This is a genomic window from uncultured Flavobacterium sp. (assembly GCF_963975515.1).
Taxonomy (GTDB): domain Bacteria; phylum Bacteroidota; class Bacteroidia; order Flavobacteriales; family Flavobacteriaceae; genus Flavobacterium.
Window position 1 is genome coordinate 138,743 of the sequence record NZ_CAXBGY010000003.1, and the last position, 16,923, is coordinate 155,665.

The window sequence follows — 16,923 nt, forward strand, 5'->3', positions numbered from 1 at the left end:
TATTTTTTAACCACCTGCAAAAGGAGGTAATAAAGCTATTGTATCGTTATTGTTTAAATTCATTTCTGTTGATGTAATTGATTTATTCACAGCAATTACAAAAGAAACATTTTGTAAACCTGTATATTTTTCATGCAATTGTTGCATCAAATCGGTTGTTGTATAATCTGATTTTTCAAGACTAAACAATTCTTCATTTGTGTTTGTGATATCAGCTAATAAGCCAAAATATTTTAGTGTTATCGTCATTTTATTAAGTTTTGATAGTCTTCTTTTGTGTTGATGTTTTGCAATAAAGAATGCCATTTTTCAGGAACTTCAATAGTTTGATTCGGAATTGCTTCGACAACCATTTTTAACCTTAGTTGATCTTTTTTTAGATATTCTTCAAAAGTTTTTACTGCATTTCTATTATAAACCGCAATTAACGGACTTGTTTTATCAAATACTTTAACTTGTGTAATTAGTTTTTTATGATCAATATTAGCAATCAACCAAGTAATTATTTCAGCTGAAATTAAAGGAATATCTACACTTAAAACAATGTTTTGTTCTGTTTTTGAATGTGACAAAGCTGTAAAAATTCCACCAACTGGACCTTTATCAGGATATATATCTTCAATTCGATTACAGTTCAAAAAATCATAATCTGAATTGGCTGAAACAATAGTTATATTTTGAACAGCAGCTTTTTGTAATCCTTTTATAATATGTTCTATGAAAACATTTTCGTTTAAAGGCAACATACCTTTGTCAGAACCCATTCTGGAACTTTTTCCACCTGCGATTATGTATGCTGAAATGTTTTTCATTAAATAGTGTAGAGTTTAATAATTGCTATTCCTAAAACAAATGCCAAGACATTTCTCAATACAATGTTGTTGAATTTTTTACTTCCATAATACGCTCCCAATAATCCACCAACGAAAACTATTCCGATAAGTAGAGTAGAAGAAGTTGGAATTTCACCACCTTTTGATAGAAAACCGAAAATACCAGAAATTGAGTTTACAAATATGAATAATGCAGAAACTGTCGCAGTTTGCTTCATGTTTGCCCAACCTAATAATAGTAACACAGGACTCAAAACAATTCCACCACCAATACCAATTAAACCCGATAAAAAACCAATTATTGCTCCAATAATTAGCGCATATTTTATGTTTATTTCTTTTAAATCAGTCTTTTCTTTTCCTAAAAACCCAAGTAATCTAAAAACTGCAAACATCAATAAAGTTCCTAATATAATTTTATAAATTTTAGAATCAACAGTTAAAAATCCACCTAAAAAAGAAAATGGTATAGATGTAATAGCAAACGGATAAAATAAGTTCCATTTAAAGTTTTTCTCTCTGTAATAAAAGTAAAATGAAATCCCTGAAACTAAAATATTCAAAATTAAAGCCGTTGGTTTCATGAATGATATTGGCAATGCAAACAAGCTCATTAAAGCCAAGTAACCACTAGCTCCTCCGTGTCCGACACTAGCATATAAAAAGGCTACTATTGCTAATAACAAAAGTAATAATGGTGAGTTTAATATTTCAGATACTAACATAAAGCGTGCTTTTTTAGTTGTTCGTCCAAAAAAATCCAGCAATCTTTATTTATGGTTTCGAAAATAATAATTAAGGATTTTCCATAAGGTGTTAGTAAAGTTCCACCACCTTTTGCACCACCAATTTTGGTTTCTATAATGGGTTGCATTGTAGTTTTACTTACTTCATCAATTAAACGCCAAGCTTTTTGATACGAAATGTTTAAAGCTTTTGATGCTTTATTTAATGAACCTGTTTCATCAATCATTTTAAGTAATTGCACACGACCTTCACTTAAAAGAATTCCGTTATTTGATTCTATCCAAATTTTACTTTTTATCTTCAAGACATTCTTATTTCGTTATACTTTTACAAATATAACGAAATTGAACCTTCTTTATATATGATAAATGTCAACTTTTGAACCTTTTTTTAATTCGTAGTTTCCTTCGGGAAGATGAAGTAAGCAATTTGCAAGGGCAAAAGTGTTTAGCATAGAAGATTGTTGATGTGATAAAACTGAAACTTTATTATCTAAAAAAGCAGCTTTCAAAAATTGACTTCGTGTGTTATTTACTGTAAAATCATGTTTTATTTCTTTTTTAGTAGAAGAATTTTCGTCTAATTCACCAGCTATTTTTTTCAAAACAGGTTTTACATAAATATAATAACAGCTTAAACTTGCGGCAGGATTTCCTGGAAGAGCAAAGACTAATTTTTCTTCAATTTTTCCAACTAATAAGGGTTTTCCTGGTTTTTGATTGACTTTGTAAAATAAAGTTTCAACCTGTAATTCTTCTAAAGCTCCTTTAACAAAATCGTAATCACCAACAGAAATTCCTCCAGAAATCAATAAAATATCATTTTCTTTGAGTGCTTTTTCAATACTATTTTTGGTGTTTAGAAAATCGTCGTTTACTTCGTAAAGATTGCATTTTTTGATACCTGAGTCAAGTAAAGCAGCTTGCAACATTATGGAATTACTTTCGTAAATTTTACCATATTCTAATTCGTTTCCTGGTTTTACTAATTCATTTCCGGTTACTAAAATTCCGACACTCGGGTTTTTATAAACTGTGACAGAAGTGATTCCTAAACCCGCAAGAAAGCCAATTGCAGCAGCATTTAACTTAGTCCCTTTTGAAAGAGCAATTGTATTGGCTTTTATTTGTTCACCGATGGGTCTAATATTTGTATTTAAATTTATGGTTTCGTTTAAAGTTAAAATTTCATTTGTGACAGAAGTTTTTTCAATCTGCATGACAGCATTTGTCGAATCTGGAACTGCTGCACCAGTAAATATCTTAATAGCTTCACCAGGCATCAAACTCATTTTATGAGAATCTCCTGCTTTAATTTCGCCTATTAATTTATAGGACAAACTTTCGTGCATATGTAATGCATAACCATCCATGGCAGATTGTCTAAAAGGAGGCATGTTTATAGCTGAAATTACATCTTGAGCAAGAATATGTTTTTGAGCATCTAATAAAGAAAGTTGAATTTCTTTAGATTTTGGGATATTATTGTTTATAATTGAAATTGCTTCTTTAACGGATATCATGTAAAATGGGTTTTAAAATCAAATTTAAGATAAAATGGAGTAAAATTATAAAAGATTAAAACAAAAAAGGTCATGTCTAATAATTGACACGACCTTTTTCTACCAATAAACTAATTAACTATTTTGAAGAAGTGAATATTTTTGGGTTTATACTAATCATAATCCAAGCCCAGTTATTATCATTTCCTTTGTTTCCTGCTTTCAAAACTTCTAGAGTTTCTGTTCCAAACATTTGTGAATATCCTGCCGAAATTCCAATGTTTTTATGTAAATCATATGAAGCGACTAAGTCTATTTCAGTACCTAAATAACTATCCATAATTTTTGTTGCATTTAATGGGTCAATTACATCTGCTGCTGTCATAAACAAGTGTGGAGTTGCATTAAATTTCCATTTATTTGAAGCATAATTAAACTTCACGAAAAGATCTTGTAAACCCACTGTGTTTTTGTAATTTCCAACATAAAAATAATCCATAAACCCATTGAAAGCATGATTTGTTCCAAAAATAGGATTGAATGATTTTATTTTATTATCAGTATCTGTTTGATCTTTTCCGGATAATAATTCATATCCAAAACCTGCTTTAAATTTATCGGTTAGAGCATAGTTTAGATTTAATCCAAAATTATAAGCGCTAACAGTTGTGTTTTCAGTAACTAATTTTCCTTTTCCAGTTTGAGCATAAAAACTTAAATCGGCATCGAATTTATTTTTTTTGTATTTTAAATACGTTCCAAAAGTCTGCATATAATCTACTTTTAAATCAGTTGTTATAGCTTCTTCATATTGAAAACCAGTATTTAATGCCAATAGACTCATGTGTGCATCACCATATCTTGTATTGTACCAAGCATATTGCATGTTTTTATAATTAGTAGTATATAAATCTCTATAAATGTTTTCAGAATCATCGTTTAATGCTGCTCCAAAATCTAGTTGATTATTTAATTTTTTATACGATACTAAAATAGCATCGTGACTTTGTCCTTGTTGAATCCAATCTATTCCTCCAAAAATCCTTTGATTATCATAAGATATAACCTGTCTTCCTAAACGAGCGCTCCAATTTTCATCGAAACTATATTGTCCCCAAGCTTCAAAAAGCATTACACCATTTTTATCACTAGTTGAAGTCGTTTTAACATCTCCCCAAGTTCTCACGTTTTGAAATGAAAATTTTGCAGCTATTTTATCTTCCTTAAAATTTAAGTTTAATCTTGATCTTTGCGAAATAAATGATGTTGGTAATTCATTATCTGGCATTAATCCCTTAAATCCATTTCTGTATTCATAACGAGGTCTAATTTGCAAATCAGCATCAATTTCTTGTGCAAAAGAACTCATTCCAAGTATCGCAAATATTGGTAAGGCAATCTTTTTTATATAACTTGTTTTCATAAATAAAGTGTTTGATTTTTATTTCTTAGGCAAATTTAAGACATAGAATTAAGCTATAAGATGATATTTATCAGTACTTTTTACATTTATTAGTAATTGATTTTTATAGTTTTCAAGTTCTTTTAAAAGGATATTTTTTTCAAGACTAAAAAAAGGTGTGTTTGAAAATACATTTTTATAATATTCAATTCCTTCAATCATGTTGTTTTTAAATGCAGCTACTTTTTTTAATTGTGCATTTGTGCTTTCTGTTGTAAGAATGTTTACTTCTTTAATAAAATAATCCACATACATTTTTAGCTCTTTTATAAATAAATTTGGTCTATCTGTTTGAAGCATTACATTCGCATTTCCATAAATATGTTGCGTCATTTCTTTTAAAGAAACTTCTTTATCAAAATAAGCTAAATTTGGACCAGGACAAATAACAATTCCTTGTTGTTGCCCTTTTATAGGAATATTATTCTCTAAATAAGAAGCATTTGCTAAACCAACACAAAGACAAGCTTTTTCGGTAATTTTAGCATAATTTAATTCAAATTCTAATGAAGAAATTTCCTCTTTTTTAGCTTCTAATTTTTCTATTTCTAAATCTTGGTATTTTTTTGAAGCCGTGCAAGTTCCTTTTTTATCATAAGCTTTACTTAAAGCTAAAAACTTTTTTGGACATGAACTTCCGGCTTTATTATCATCAATTCTTTTTTGTTTCCAAAAATCGTTTGAAACACCTTTTACCGAATTAAATGGAACACCAAGAGGAGAAATATTACTCAAATAGAAATCATCTTCTTTAGCGTTAGCCAATAATTCTCGTGTTTCAATATCAACAGAAGTAGCTTCAGGAACCAAAAGAAAAGGAGAACCCCAACCAACAGAATCTAAATCAAATTCTTCTAATAAAAAGGCATGTTCTTCGGCTGTTCCAACTCCACCTTGAGCTGTGATTTTGATAGGTAAAATGTTTTTAGGCAATGTCATTTCTTTTATCGTCAAAGCTTTCATCATTAAATCATGCGTTGATTGAAGTAATTCGTTGCGTTTTTCTTTGAAATCTTGTAAAATTGGCCCCATTAAAAAGCCTTCAGTTGCAAAAGCGTGACCACCACAATTTAAACCTGATTCTATTCTATATTCAGAAACCCAAAGTCCTTTTTTGGCTAAAAAATTCCCTTGAATTAAAGCTGAACGATAATCGCTGACTTTCAGTATTATTTTTTTACGAAGAAAGCCATTTTCATCTGGAAAGAAATCAAGAAAACTTTCAAAATAGCTGTATAATCTTGGGTTCATTCCGGCAGATAAAACCACAGAAGAATTTAGATTACTATTTGCAAAACCTCTCAAAGCCGCGTGAGCATCGTTAAATTCAACAGGTAATTGTTCATCACCAATAAAGTTGTCTTTATCTACTTTTGTCATAATATTGACATCAATTTCACCAACTGAAATGTTTTTCTCAATAAAATTCACTAGATTATCTTTCATTGAAAAGCCTTCTTCTACAAACTCTTGCAAGCCTTTTTTCAAATCAGATTTGTTTGGCAAAAGAGCCATGTAGTTCTCTAAAGCGGTTTTACTTTCAGTAATTTCATGTTTAAACTTTTCGAATTTATCATTTACGATAGTATCCATTAAATTTAAATAATGGGTAATTCTTTCAGCACGATAATCACTAATTTTTTGAGTAATTTCTTGATAAGGAATACTGAATTTTTCGCTATAAAAAGCCCTCATTTTTTCGATTAAATCATCATCAGTAATTGAAACTGTTGATGAAATTCCATATTGAGCTACACGAATTGGACTATCAATAGTGAAAGCCAATCCCATAACTGGAATATGAAAAGTGTGATTGTTTTTTTTGTTAGACATATATATTGTTTTAAATATTTTTAGTTTGATTTTGTTGAAAGGTTTTAATTAATTGATAAATAATTATACCTAAACCTGTGATAATTCCAATTCCAAAAAACACAAAAGTAATGTGTAAAATATGTTGTGATTCTTGAAATTTGCTAAACGTTTCTGTTGAATTATTAAAGAGCCAAATACTTTTTTTTAATCCCATTATTAATAATGTTATCCAAAATAGAATGAATGAAATATGAAAAAGTTGGATGCCTTTTTTTAGTTTTTTGACAGTGTTTTCTGAAAATGAAAACTTCGTATTAAAAATATAAGTTATTGATGAAAATAGAATTAAAGTGTTAATTCCAATAGTTGTTCCCATTGAATGTGCTACTGTAATATGAGTTCCGTGTGTGAATAGATTGATGGCCGGAATTGAAATTAATAAAGCCAAAATAATATTCAGAAAAACCCATAAATCAGCTAAAATCATGAATTTATAGGCTATAGAAAATTGTATTTTTTTCTCTTGTGATAGATTTTTTTTCCAATCATATATAATTGAAAATAAGATAATCCATTCAGTCATACTAATTACGTAAGCAAAATATCGAATCCAAGAAGCTGTTGGAACCATATAAATATGATGAGCCCAACCAAACATTAAATTGGTTAAACCTAAAAAGTAAAAAAAGAATGCTTTTTTAGAAGTTGCGTAACTACTTTCGCCACTAATTTTTTCCATTACAAAAAGGGCAGTTCCGTAAACCAACATGTTCCAAGAACCCACATAAGAACCACCAGATTTCCACTGAATGGCAATATTTTGAATGTAATTATCTCTAAAATAAGGTAATAACCATAAATGTGCTTCGGTAAAATGAAAAATCATCAATACAATTCCGGTTGACCACATATAATAATACACAGGCCAATTTTTGAAAGAAGGAAGCATTGATTTAAAATAATTTATGCCAAATAAAATCCAACCTAAAACTATTGGAAAATAAAAATAACTTGGAAATTCTAGGTATTCTTTTCCTGCAAAATTTTTAGACAAATAAGAAAGCGCAATTCCTATTCCAGTTAAAATGAATAACCAAAAATGCCATTTTATGAGTTTGTAATTAAATATTTTTACAGATGAATTAGTTGTGATATAATAATAAATTCCTCCAATTGCTGCTAATAAAATCCAAGAAACTACGAATAAAGTATGTAAAGGTCGAACAGCATTAAAAGGAAGTACTTCTTTTATAAAAGCAGGTACAATATATTGAAAACCTGCTAGTAAGCCAAAATTCATACCTAAAAACAATGAAATTAAGGCTATAATTATAAAATAAAAAGGATATTTATTTTTTTTCATTTTCTAAAGACTTATTTTTTATAGTAACCCAACCATCATTGCTAATTGTAGCATTTACATCTGGATAATAACCTGTTTGATCAATTTCTTTAAAAAATTGAACTAGTTGATCTTTTTCTTCTTCTGAAAAATTGAAGTTTGGCATCGAATTTATACCACTATTTACAATAGTTTTGATGTATTTTTCACCTTTTCCTTCTTTTGAAAAAACATTAGTTACATCTGGACCAAGATAACCACCTAAACCATAAATTTGATGGCAGGAATTGCAATTGTTTTTTAACCAAATATCTTCTCCTTTTATTGCTTTATCAGATAAATGAATCTTTTTATAGGCTGATTCGGAAGTATAAATTATAAAATTATAAATAGAAAATAATCCAACTAACACAGAAAGAACAATAAGGTATCTTGAATAATTTTGCATTGTGAGCCCTAATTTTCTATATTAATTGTTGTTTTTAATTCAACTTCACTTTTAATAGAATTTGAAATTAAACAAGCAGCTTCAGACTTTTCTAAAATGCGTTGTGCTTTTTCTGTTTTTTCTAAATCATCAATAGTTAAATCAGCTGAAAGAATAATTTTAGTCATTAAATATTTGCCTTCAATTTTTTCTAAAATACCTTGAGCATCACATTTAAAATCAACAAATTCAAATTTTGAAAATTCAGCAATAGCTAAAAAAGTAGTCATAAAGCAACTTAAAACAGCACCAGTAAAAAAATGTTCTGGTGACCAAATATTAGGGATTCCTTTGTCAAATTCTGGTGGAGTTGCAACTTCAATTGCCGTTGGTAATTCTGGAGAAGACATAATTCCTTTTCTGTCTTTCTCCCACTTTAAACTTAAATTATAAACATGCTTTTCCATTATCGTTGTATTATTTAATTAAAACAACAAAAGAAAGAATAACTATCTGTTTTATATATGATTTAAGTCATATAAGAGTTAAATTATTAGTGCTATAATTCCAATTAAAAGCACTAAAAAGATGCTTAAAGTTGCTTTCCAAAACACATTTGCTTTTTTTAATTCCATAAAGTGAAAAGCCACCAATAAAAATTTTATTCCAGAAAGGACTAATATGGAAACAACTGCGATTTTATGAATACTAAATTTTGACAAAATAGCGGTGGCAACAGTTAGCAATAAAACTATTCCATATATGAGAGTTAATTGTTTTTTCATGGCTAAAAAATTAAATAAATTACAGGAAAAAGCAGTAACCAAATAATATCACACATGTGCCAAAATGCTGCTGTTGCTTCTACATCTTCTAATGCTGCTTTGTTTTTGCTAATATTTCTTTCGGTAATGAATAATAAAACCAAACCAATAAGCACATGAATGATATGGAAACCGGTTAACATCCAATAAAAAGAGAAAAATGTATTGGTGTCTAATGTAATTCCGTGTGTAATTTTGGTATAATATTCAAAGCTTTTTAATAACAGAAATAGTAAACCACCAAGCATGGCTAGTTTGAAAAATAAGGTCGTTTTTTTAGTGTTTCCTTCTTTGTAAAAATGTATTGCGTTTGCTACGAAAAGTCCGCTGGTTAACAAAAATATAGTATTAATTGCACCAATTGTTGGGTTTAGTAGTAATTTAGATTGATGAAAAACTTCGGCTTCTTCTGCACCGTAATAAACGAAAGCTACTAAAGCCATTCCAAATGTAATCAGTTCTAAAAATATAATAATCCACATTAAAATTCCTCCTGGTGGATAAAAAATGTCTTTATAATTTATAGCAGTTTTATTCATTTTTAATGTTTTATTTTCTCGTATAATTTCACCATTGATTTTAATAAATCGTCTGGATGAGTTAATATTTGATAATGATTTTGACCAAACATAAGCGGTAAATAATATTTTGCTTGAGCTTCAATGGCTAAAGCATAGGTGTTAATTTGGTTTTTCTTTAGTTCTTTTAAAGCTTGTTTTACATCGTTAATTCCGTATTTACCTTCGTATTTGTCATAATCATTTGGTTTTCCGTCAGAAAGAAAAATAACCCATTTATTTTTGGACTCTCTTTTTTCTAGCAAAGCTCCAGAATGACGCAAGGCTGCTCCAATTCGTGTATAACCTTGTGGTTCTGCAGCACCAATTTTATATTTAGCTTTTTGCCAATCTTCATCAAAATCTTTTAGGGTTAAATAAGTAGAGTAATTTCTTGTTTTGGAGAAAAAGCAATTAATAGAAAAATCTATATCAAATTCATTTAATATTTCTCCAAATAATATTGAAACTTGTTTTTCTACATCAATAATTTTGTTTCCAGCAGCATAAGAATCGCTTGATAAACTGATGTCTAAAAGCAATAAAATTGAAATGTCTTTTTCCTTTTTTCGCTTGGAAAGATAAATGTTTTCAGAAGGTGTTTTTTTGGATAAAACATCGGTAATCATGTCTGTTGTAGCATCAATATCAAATTCATCACCTTGTGATTGTCTTCGATGTTGTTGCATTTTATTGTTTACGTTGGCCAACATTTTTCGTAAACCATTTAAAATTGATGCTTTTTGCGAAATTGTTTTTAAGTAATACTCTGAATCTGTTTTTACTTGCGAAATAGGGTAGACCTTGCAAAAAGAATCTTTATAAGCTTTTTTTGAATAATCCCATTCGTTGTATTTTATATGATAGCCTTTTTCATCTCTTTCGGCACTTTCTGAAATGGTTGTGTTTTCAATAAAATCAGCTTGATAAACAGAATGAGTAGTATCATCGACACGAACTGTGAATTTCATATTCAATTCTTCTAAAGCTTCTTGGTGTTTTTCTAATTCATCAGAACCATCAAAATCCCTCCAATTTCCATTGAATTCTTCAGCCGTTTCTACTTTTTCAAAACTGTGTAATAAGACATAATCTTCTTGTTGTTTTTTATCTATGGCAAGACTTTTTATTTCTTCAACTGGATTTGCTTTTAAAACGGTTTGTTCTTTTTCGTCTGTTGCTTTTTTAGTTAAATCAGAAAAATTATTCAAGTTTTTATCACCTTCAATTTCTGTACTATTTTGCATCCATTTTCCGTAAAGCCATGTAAAATCTTTTACTTCTTGAGCATCAAAAAAAGTATAAAATTCTTGATGTAAATCTATCATTAATGGAAATTCTTCGCATAAATTCCTCACCACTTCAGGAGCAGATTCTAAGGCTTTTAGTTGAGAAAGATTCAAATTATCTTCTTGAACTCCATTCCAATTAAACTCCATTTTTCTTTGTTCCGTTAAATATAAAATCCTGAAAAAGTAGAATGAAAGATTGGCTTCAAAAGTATTAAATTGACCAAAAGAAATAGGAAGAAAAAAGTTGTTGTTTTTATAACCACCTTCACTTTCTGCAGGAAAAATTTCGATTACATCACCAGTTATAGCTCTTGCTAAAATAGTTAAACGCGGTTTTATTTCTTCTAAATGAACGGTTCGGTTAACCAAATCAATATCAACCTTTTTGTTTTTTTTAAAAAATTGTAAAACCTTGCTATATATTATTTCGTCAAGTTCCATTAAATCATTAAATTACATAAGTCGGTTAAGGCTTCTGTTATTTCTAAATCGTCTGTTAACGGTTCAATTACTGCTACTTTTACGGCTAATCTTTTTGGTAAATTCGTGTGAATTAATTTTGCAGCATCAACTAATAATCGAGTTGAAACAGTTTCTGCTAAACCTAATTCTGTAAGATTTCTAATTTTGTTTCCAATTTTCACTAATTTTTTAGCTATATCTGCATCTACATTTGTTTCTTGAATAAGGATTTCAATTTCTTGAGCAGCTTCTGGATAAGTAAATGATAATGCTGTGAAACGTTGTTTTGTTGAAGGTTTCAATTCTTTAAAGCCTCTTTGGTATCCTGGATTAAAGGATGCAACAAGCATAAAATCTTCGTGAGCTTTTATGGTTTCTCCTAATTTATCAATATAAATTTCTCTTCTGTGATCGGTCAAGGAGTGAATGGCAACAATAACATCTGGGCGTGCTTCTGCTATTTCATCTAAATATAAAATTGAACCTTCTTTAACTGCTTTTGTTAAAGGTCCGTCAATCCAAACAGTTTCTGCTCCTTTGATGATAAATCGTCCAATTAAATCGGTTGATGAAGTTTCTTCGTGGCAACTTATTGTAATTAATTTTTTGTCTAATTTATGTGCCATGTATTCGACAAATCTCGATTTTCCTGTACCAGTTGGACCTTTTAATAAAAAAGGGATTTTGTTTTGGTATACATTTTCAAAAACTTCAACTTCTTTGTCTATTGGATGATAAAATGGGATATTTGTGTTCATTTGATGTTTTTTTTTGATATAATTATTTTTTAACGGTTTCAATAATTATATCAATAGTTTCTTTATTATTTACGCCTAATCCTTCTTGTTGATGGATTAATTCTCCTTCTCTGTTAAACACACTTATGATATTTGAATGTGAAAAATCTAAAGGAGATATTTTTTTATATTTTACAGCTAAAACATTAGCAAATTCTTGAACAGTCGTTGGTGTTCCTTGTAAGAAAGTCCAATGAGCATCATCCATAAAATTATCTTTTGCGAATATTTTTAGACGTTCTGGTGTATCAGTTTCGGGATCAATACTCACTAAAATGAAGTTTAAATCTTTTAAATCTTCTTTAGGAATTTTAGATTCAATATCACGCATATCAGCTACTAATCTTGGACAAGCTGCTTTGCAAGTTGTATAAATCATGACCATTACTGAAACCTTTCCTCTAAAGTCTTTTATTTCAACAGTTTTATTGTCTTGGGTTTTCCATTTGCTGGATAAATTGAAGATTGATTCTTCTGATATTGCTGTATTTTTTAGTTCTTTTTTTCCTTGTTTACATCCAAATAGAAGTAAACTTGCAATTGCTAATAGTATAATTTTTATTTTCATTTTTCAATATCTTTTACACATCTAAATCCTAAATTTTGAACAGAATAATTAGCTTTAACACTTCCTCTAAAAGCATATCTGATAAAAGCAGCATAGTTCATTAAATCGGTTGCGTTTAAAGAACCACTTCCACAAAATAAGTTGTTGTTTTCTGCCGAATCACCTCTAGATTCACCAGTAATTAAAACCGAATTGAAGTCGGAAGTCCATTCCCAAACTAAACCATGCAAATCATGAATTCCATAGTAGTTTTTAAATGTTTGACCAATTTTATTTTGGTATGTTTTTGGTTTTTCGTACCAATCTAAAATCATTTGATTATAAGTTTCTAATTTTCGGGCATCAGCAATTTTTTCGTCTGACATACCTACATATTCCCATTCATCAACTGTTGCTAATCTTTTTCCTTGGCAATCACAATAAGCATTTGCAGCAAACCAGGAAACATTTGTTATAGGACTATTTGGTTTTGCATCAGTACTTAAAATGGTATCGTTTTGCCATTTAACTAAATAGTTTCCATCAGCAAATATTTTTTTAACTTTTGATTTTTGCCACTTTTCATTTTTTTTAACAAAATCTAAATATTCAGCATTTGTAACAGGATATTCGTCCATATATAAATCGTTTACAATTACTTTTTCTTGATTTTTTCCATATAAAGGCACATAACTACCTCCTTTAACTAGAGCCATTTCAGTTGTAACATTAAAAGAACTATCGGCTTCTTTTGTTATGATTACATTTGAAATAGGACTAATTTCAGAATCAATTAGTTCTTCATGGTTTTTACAGGAAACAATAAGTGTTGCGATTAATAGAAAATATATTCTATACATTTTTTTGGGTGTTTTAGTTTTTATTAAAAAATAACCATGATAGTAATAGTAGAAGACTACCATGGTTATTTAACTAATTAACTATTTTTTTTCTTTTCTAACTTTTTCAACCATTTCTTTAGTAACCTCTTTTTTACTGTTACCCCATGAGTCATATACGTAAGTTAAAACGTTTGCAATTTCTTCATCAGTTAATGTTTGTGCAGTCATTACACTATTATATTTTTTACCATTAACTATCATTTCACCTGTTTTACCATGAATAACGATGTCTATTGCTCTATTTACATCAGCATTTAAATAATCTGATTTAGCAAGAGGAGGAAAGGCATTTGGTATACCTTCTCCGGCTGGTTGGTGACAAGCGTAACATGTTGTTGAGTAAATTGATTTTCCATCAGCAATTCTTTCGGCAAGCGTTACTGCTTTTTTAGGAGAAGCTGATTTGTTACCTGGCATAGTTTGAATTGTTCCACCTTCTGGAGAATAAACTTTATCGGATTGATTTCCAGAATATAAAGTTTTGTTTTCTTCACCAGTAACAGATAAAATACCTAAACTACCTTTGTTAAATGTTCTAAAAATAGAGTGATCTACAATAACTAAATTTCCTGGAACATCTACTTTAAAATCTACAATTGCAGCTCCACCAGATGGGATTAATGTAGTTTGTACATTTTTGTTAATTAATGAACCACCTTCTACATGTACTTTATCGAATATTTCACCAATAACGTGGAATGAAGAAACTAAATTTGGGCCACCATTACCAACAAATAAGCGAACAGTTTCACCTACTTTTGCTGATAAAGATTTGTCTCCCGTTATAGCTCCAGTTTTTCCATTAAATACTACGTAATCTGGTTCTTCTTTAATTGCTTTTGCCATATCAAAAGGTTGTAATCCTTTTTCACCATAAGAACCTTTTGTGTAGAAATCTCCTTGCATAATATAATATTCTTTATCTACTTTAGGAAGACCCCCTTCTGGTTCAACTAATATTAAACCATACATACCATTTGCTATGTGCATTCCAACAGGAGCAGTAGCACAATGGTAAACAAATAATCCTGGGTTTAATACTTTAAAAGAGAATGTAACTTCGTGACCAGGAGCAACAAATGAAGCTTCTGCACCACCTCCAGGACCTGTTACGGCATGTAAATCAATGTTGTGAGGTAATTTATTATCTGGATGATTTTTTAAGTGAAATTCTATTTCATCACCAACTCTTGTTCTTATAAAACTTCCTGGAACGGTTCCTCCAAATGTCCAATACATGTATTTTACACCATCGGCCATTTCACCTTCTTGCTCTATGATTTCTAGATTAACAATTAATTTTTTTGCGGGTCTATCTCCAACAGGTTTTGGTACAAATGGAGGCGAAGTTAATTCAGCAATTATTGCTTCACCTTCAGTTTTTATTTTTGACGCATCGATTGATTCCTCATTGTTTGATTTACAATTCACAAATAATGCAATTGCAATAACTGCTAATGCTAATTTTAGTTTTTTCATTTTTATTGGTTTTAATTAAGATTCTAAAGCTTCGTCTGTTGGTGTCCCGTATTTGATAAATTCATAAATATACATTCCAATACCTACAGAGAACATAGTTGCACAGATAAGTAAAACTACGAAATGGATTGCGATTTCATTTTGCACATCCATAAAGTCCATTTTTAATTTTCTTTCCATGTAAACTTGCGCTACTCCAGCTACACCAAAGGCAACAGTCATTCCAAGTATTCCAATGTTAGAAATCCAAAAAGCCATATGTCCAGTAGTACTGTTATGACGTTTACGCCCTGTTAAATTTGGGAGTGCATAACTTATCATTGCTAACACAATCATCGCATAAGCTCCCCAGAATGCATAATGACCGTGCATTGCAGTAACTAAAGTTCCGTGAGTGTATAGGTTTGTTTGTGGTAAAGTATGTGCAAAGCCTAATAATCCAGCTCCAACGAAAGAAACAATAGCAGATCCAATGGTCCAAAACAAAGCTATTTTATTTGGGTGACTTTTTTCACCTTTTCGATACATGTTTACAGCAAATAATGCCATTGCTAAGAAAGCTAGAGGTTCTAAAGCTGAGAATATTCCACCAACGACTAACCAAATTTTATTTACACCAATGTAATAATAGTGGTGACCTGTGCCTAAAACTCCAGATAAGAACGTTAATCCAATAATTACATATAACCATTTTTCAATAACTTCTCTGTCAACTCCGGTAAGTTTAATTAATAAATAAGATAAAATACCACCCATAATTAATTCCCAAACACCTTCAACCCATAAATGAACTACCCACCATCTAAAGAATGAATCCATAACTTGACTATCAAACCAAATCATTCCAGGAATATATAATAAAGCTGCAAATACTAATCCCATAGTTAATACTAAAGCAGTTGTAGTTTTACGTTTTCCTTTAAAAAGAGTTCCTAAAATTAGGACTAAGAAAACCAAAACGTTAACGACCACCAAGTAATCTAATTCTCTTGGTATTTCTAAAAATTTTCTTCCTTCCCAATGGTTAAAATGGAATCCAATAATTGCTACGACACCTACTAAGGCAAGAGAAATCAATTGGATATAAGCCCATTTAACGCTAATTAATTCGCGCTGTGCTTCTTCGGGAATTATATAATATGCGGCACCCATGAATCCGGTTAATAACCAAACAACAAGTAAGTTTGTGTGAACTGCTCTAGCAGTATTAAATGGAATGATTTCATGTAAACCTTGTATTCCAATTCGGTCAAAGCCCATTATAAAGCCATAAATAATTTGTAATGTGAATAATAGCATGCACAATGCAAAAAACCAATAGGCTACTTTTTGTGATTTATATTTCATCTTTTATTGTATTTTTTGTTGATCTTTTAATTTGTCTTTAGCTAAGGGAGATACTATTCTGTCAAATCCATTTAGGTCTATTTTTCCAATCCATTTGAAATAAGCTACCATTGCATCTGCGTCTTCTTGACTCATCTTATAGGCCACCATTTTTCTTCCTTTTGGAGCCCAAGGTGCTGGTGACATTAGGACGGCTTTTATATAACCTTCTCCTCTTCGCTCAATAACTTTTGTTAATTCTGGAGCATAATATCCTCCTTCTCCCATAATACTATGGCAACCCATACAGTTGTTGGATTCCCATATTTCTTTACCTCTCACAACATTTTTATCAATGTCTTTGAAGTTGGTTTGGTCGTTACTAGGCATAAATGAATAAATAGTCAGACCGATAAATATTAAAAAGGTGACTACAGTACCGCCTAGAAAAAACGCTCTTGCTTGTGATTTTGAAAGCATAGGTTTTAGATTTTAGTTAGTAAATCAATAAAAGATAAAATTATCCTTTATTAAATACAAAATTCCATTTTTTTTAACAATTAAAACATGATAAAAATCATATAAGTTAAATAAAAGATAAAATTATCTT

General features: G+C 29.9%; 19 protein-coding genes. All 19 read right to left on the reverse strand.

The window, feature by feature from the left end; translation table 11 throughout:
- Nucleotides 1-6: 6 nt before the first annotated feature.
- Complete coding sequence (locus AAC008_RS05275) at nt 7-249, reverse strand: MoaD/ThiS family protein (RefSeq protein WP_339887865.1); 243 nt, start codon at nt 247-249, stop codon at nt 7-9.
- Nucleotides 246-812: a molybdenum cofactor guanylyltransferase gene (locus AAC008_RS05280; protein ID WP_339887867.1), complete on the reverse strand. Its 567-nt coding sequence runs from the start codon at nt 810-812 to the stop codon at nt 246-248. Before AAC008_RS05280 ends, AAC008_RS05275 begins: the two co-directional genes overlap by 4 nt.
- The gene (locus tag AAC008_RS05285; RefSeq protein ID WP_339887868.1) at nt 812-1,558 is read right to left on the reverse strand and encodes a sulfite exporter TauE/SafE family protein; all 747 of its coding nucleotides are present in this window, start codon (nt 1,556-1,558) and stop codon (nt 812-814) included. The genes AAC008_RS05280 and AAC008_RS05285 overlap by 1 nt, the downstream gene beginning before the upstream one ends.
- The gene (locus AAC008_RS05290) at nt 1,552-1,884 is read right to left on the reverse strand and encodes a molybdenum transporter (RefSeq protein ID WP_339887870.1); all 333 of its coding nucleotides are present in this window, start codon (nt 1,882-1,884) and stop codon (nt 1,552-1,554) included. The genes AAC008_RS05285 and AAC008_RS05290 overlap by 7 nt, the downstream gene beginning before the upstream one ends.
- Nucleotides 1,885-1,935: 51 nt before the next feature.
- Nucleotides 1,936-3,102 (reverse strand): gephyrin-like molybdotransferase Glp, encoded by a 1,167-nt coding sequence (gene glp, locus AAC008_RS05295; RefSeq protein ID WP_339887871.1) that lies wholly within the window; start codon nt 3,100-3,102, stop codon nt 1,936-1,938.
- A gap of 118 nt (nt 3,103-3,220) precedes the next feature.
- Nucleotides 3,221-4,504, reverse strand: a complete 1,284-nt coding sequence (locus AAC008_RS05300; protein ID WP_339887873.1) for an alginate export family protein — start codon at nt 4,502-4,504, stop codon at nt 3,221-3,223.
- Between the two features lie 48 nt (nt 4,505-4,552).
- The gene (locus tag AAC008_RS05305) at nt 4,553-6,376 is read right to left on the reverse strand and encodes a hypothetical protein (protein WP_339887875.1); all 1,824 of its coding nucleotides are present in this window, start codon (nt 6,374-6,376) and stop codon (nt 4,553-4,555) included.
- Nucleotides 6,377-6,386: 10 nt separating this feature from the next.
- A complete protein-coding gene (locus AAC008_RS05310; protein WP_339887876.1) occupies nt 6,387-7,721 on the reverse strand; it encodes a cbb3-type cytochrome c oxidase subunit I in 1,335 nt (444 codons plus the stop codon).
- Complete coding sequence (locus AAC008_RS05315; RefSeq protein ID WP_339887877.1) at nt 7,708-8,148, reverse strand: cytochrome c; 441 nt, start codon at nt 8,146-8,148, stop codon at nt 7,708-7,710. The genes AAC008_RS05310 and AAC008_RS05315 overlap by 14 nt, the downstream gene beginning before the upstream one ends.
- 8 nt (nt 8,149-8,156) lie before the next feature.
- Entirely contained in the window at nt 8,157-8,594 is a 438-nt protein-coding gene (locus tag AAC008_RS05320; RefSeq protein ID WP_339887879.1) for an OsmC family protein, read from the reverse strand.
- A 78-nt stretch (nt 8,595-8,672) separates the two neighbouring features.
- Nucleotides 8,673-8,912 (reverse strand): cytochrome C oxidase subunit IV family protein, encoded by a 240-nt coding sequence (locus AAC008_RS05325; protein ID WP_339887880.1) that lies wholly within the window; start codon nt 8,910-8,912, stop codon nt 8,673-8,675.
- A 2-nt stretch (nt 8,913-8,914) separates the two neighbouring features.
- Nucleotides 8,915-9,490: a cytochrome c oxidase subunit 3 gene (locus tag AAC008_RS05330; protein ID WP_339887882.1), complete on the reverse strand. Its 576-nt coding sequence runs from the start codon at nt 9,488-9,490 to the stop codon at nt 8,915-8,917.
- Between the two features lie 2 nt (nt 9,491-9,492).
- Nucleotides 9,493-11,241, reverse strand: coding sequence for a VWA domain-containing protein (locus AAC008_RS05335; RefSeq protein WP_339887883.1), 1,749 nt, complete (start codon nt 11,239-11,241; stop codon nt 9,493-9,495).
- The gene (locus AAC008_RS05340; RefSeq protein ID WP_339887885.1) at nt 11,241-12,020 is read right to left on the reverse strand and encodes a CbbQ/NirQ/NorQ/GpvN family protein; all 780 of its coding nucleotides are present in this window, start codon (nt 12,018-12,020) and stop codon (nt 11,241-11,243) included. Before AAC008_RS05340 ends, AAC008_RS05335 begins: the two co-directional genes overlap by 1 nt.
- Before the next feature lie 22 nt (nt 12,021-12,042).
- Nucleotides 12,043-12,627: an SCO family protein gene (locus AAC008_RS05345; RefSeq protein ID WP_339887886.1), complete on the reverse strand. Its 585-nt coding sequence runs from the start codon at nt 12,625-12,627 to the stop codon at nt 12,043-12,045.
- The gene (locus AAC008_RS05350) at nt 12,624-13,466 is read right to left on the reverse strand and encodes a formylglycine-generating enzyme family protein (protein ID WP_339887887.1); all 843 of its coding nucleotides are present in this window, start codon (nt 13,464-13,466) and stop codon (nt 12,624-12,626) included. The genes AAC008_RS05345 and AAC008_RS05350 overlap by 4 nt, the downstream gene beginning before the upstream one ends.
- An 81-nt stretch (nt 13,467-13,547) precedes the next feature.
- Nucleotides 13,548-14,987, reverse strand: coding sequence for a copper-containing nitrite reductase (gene nirK / locus AAC008_RS05355; protein ID WP_339887888.1), 1,440 nt, complete (start codon nt 14,985-14,987; stop codon nt 13,548-13,550).
- Nucleotides 14,988-15,002: 15 nt separating this feature from the next.
- Nucleotides 15,003-16,334 carry a cbb3-type cytochrome c oxidase subunit I gene (locus tag AAC008_RS05360; RefSeq protein ID WP_339887889.1) on the reverse strand — a complete coding sequence of 444 codons (1,332 nt, stop codon included), beginning with the start codon at nt 16,332-16,334 and terminating at the stop codon, nt 15,003-15,005.
- A 3-nt stretch (nt 16,335-16,337) separates the two neighbouring features.
- Nucleotides 16,338-16,793: a cytochrome c gene (locus tag AAC008_RS05365; protein ID WP_339887890.1), complete on the reverse strand. Its 456-nt coding sequence runs from the start codon at nt 16,791-16,793 to the stop codon at nt 16,338-16,340.
- Nucleotides 16,794-16,923 lie beyond the last annotated feature (130 nt).

Bases quoted from the DNA above. Each gene is read 5' to 3' on its own strand.
- AAC008_RS05285 (WP_339887868.1), bottom strand. From the start codon at position 1,558: ATGTTAGTATCTGAAATATTAAACTCACCATTATTACTTTTGTTATTA.
- AAC008_RS05335 (WP_339887883.1), bottom strand. From the start codon at position 11,241: ATGGAACTTGACGAAATAATATATAGCAAGGTTTTACAATTTTTTAAA.
- AAC008_RS05360 (WP_339887889.1), bottom strand. From the start codon at position 16,334: ATGAAATATAAATCACAAAAAGTAGCCTATTGGTTTTTTGCATTGTGC.
- AAC008_RS05340 (WP_339887885.1), bottom strand. From the start codon at position 12,020: ATGAACACAAATATCCCATTTTATCATCCAATAGACAAAGAAGTTGAA.
- AAC008_RS05315 (WP_339887877.1), bottom strand. From the start codon at position 8,148: ATGCAAAATTATTCAAGATACCTTATTGTTCTTTCTGTGTTAGTTGGA.
- AAC008_RS05275 (WP_339887865.1), bottom strand. From the start codon at position 249: ATGACGATAACACTAAAATATTTTGGCTTATTAGCTGATATCACAAAC.
- glp (WP_339887871.1), bottom strand. From the start codon at position 3,102: ATGATATCCGTTAAAGAAGCAATTTCAATTATAAACAATAATATCCCA.
- AAC008_RS05320 (WP_339887879.1), bottom strand. From the start codon at position 8,594: ATGGAAAAGCATGTTTATAATTTAAGTTTAAAGTGGGAGAAAGACAGA.
- AAC008_RS05345 (WP_339887886.1), bottom strand. From the start codon at position 12,627: ATGAAAATAAAAATTATACTATTAGCAATTGCAAGTTTACTTCTATTT.
- AAC008_RS05330 (WP_339887882.1), bottom strand. From the start codon at position 9,490: ATGAATAAAACTGCTATAAATTATAAAGACATTTTTTATCCACCAGGA.
- AAC008_RS05300 (WP_339887873.1), bottom strand. From the start codon at position 4,504: ATGAAAACAAGTTATATAAAAAAGATTGCCTTACCAATATTTGCGATA.
- AAC008_RS05310 (WP_339887876.1), bottom strand. From the start codon at position 7,721: ATGAAAAAAAATAAATATCCTTTTTATTTTATAATTATAGCCTTAATT.
- AAC008_RS05305 (WP_339887875.1), bottom strand. From the start codon at position 6,376: ATGTCTAACAAAAAAAACAATCACACTTTTCATATTCCAGTTATGGGA.
- AAC008_RS05365 (WP_339887890.1), bottom strand. From the start codon at position 16,793: ATGCTTTCAAAATCACAAGCAAGAGCGTTTTTTCTAGGCGGTACTGTA.
- AAC008_RS05280 (WP_339887867.1), bottom strand. From the start codon at position 812: ATGAAAAACATTTCAGCATACATAATCGCAGGTGGAAAAAGTTCCAGA.
- AAC008_RS05325 (WP_339887880.1), bottom strand. From the start codon at position 8,912: ATGAAAAAACAATTAACTCTCATATATGGAATAGTTTTATTGCTAACT.
- nirK (WP_339887888.1), bottom strand. From the start codon at position 14,987: ATGAAAAAACTAAAATTAGCATTAGCAGTTATTGCAATTGCATTATTT.
- AAC008_RS05350 (WP_339887887.1), bottom strand. From the start codon at position 13,466: ATGTATAGAATATATTTTCTATTAATCGCAACACTTATTGTTTCCTGT.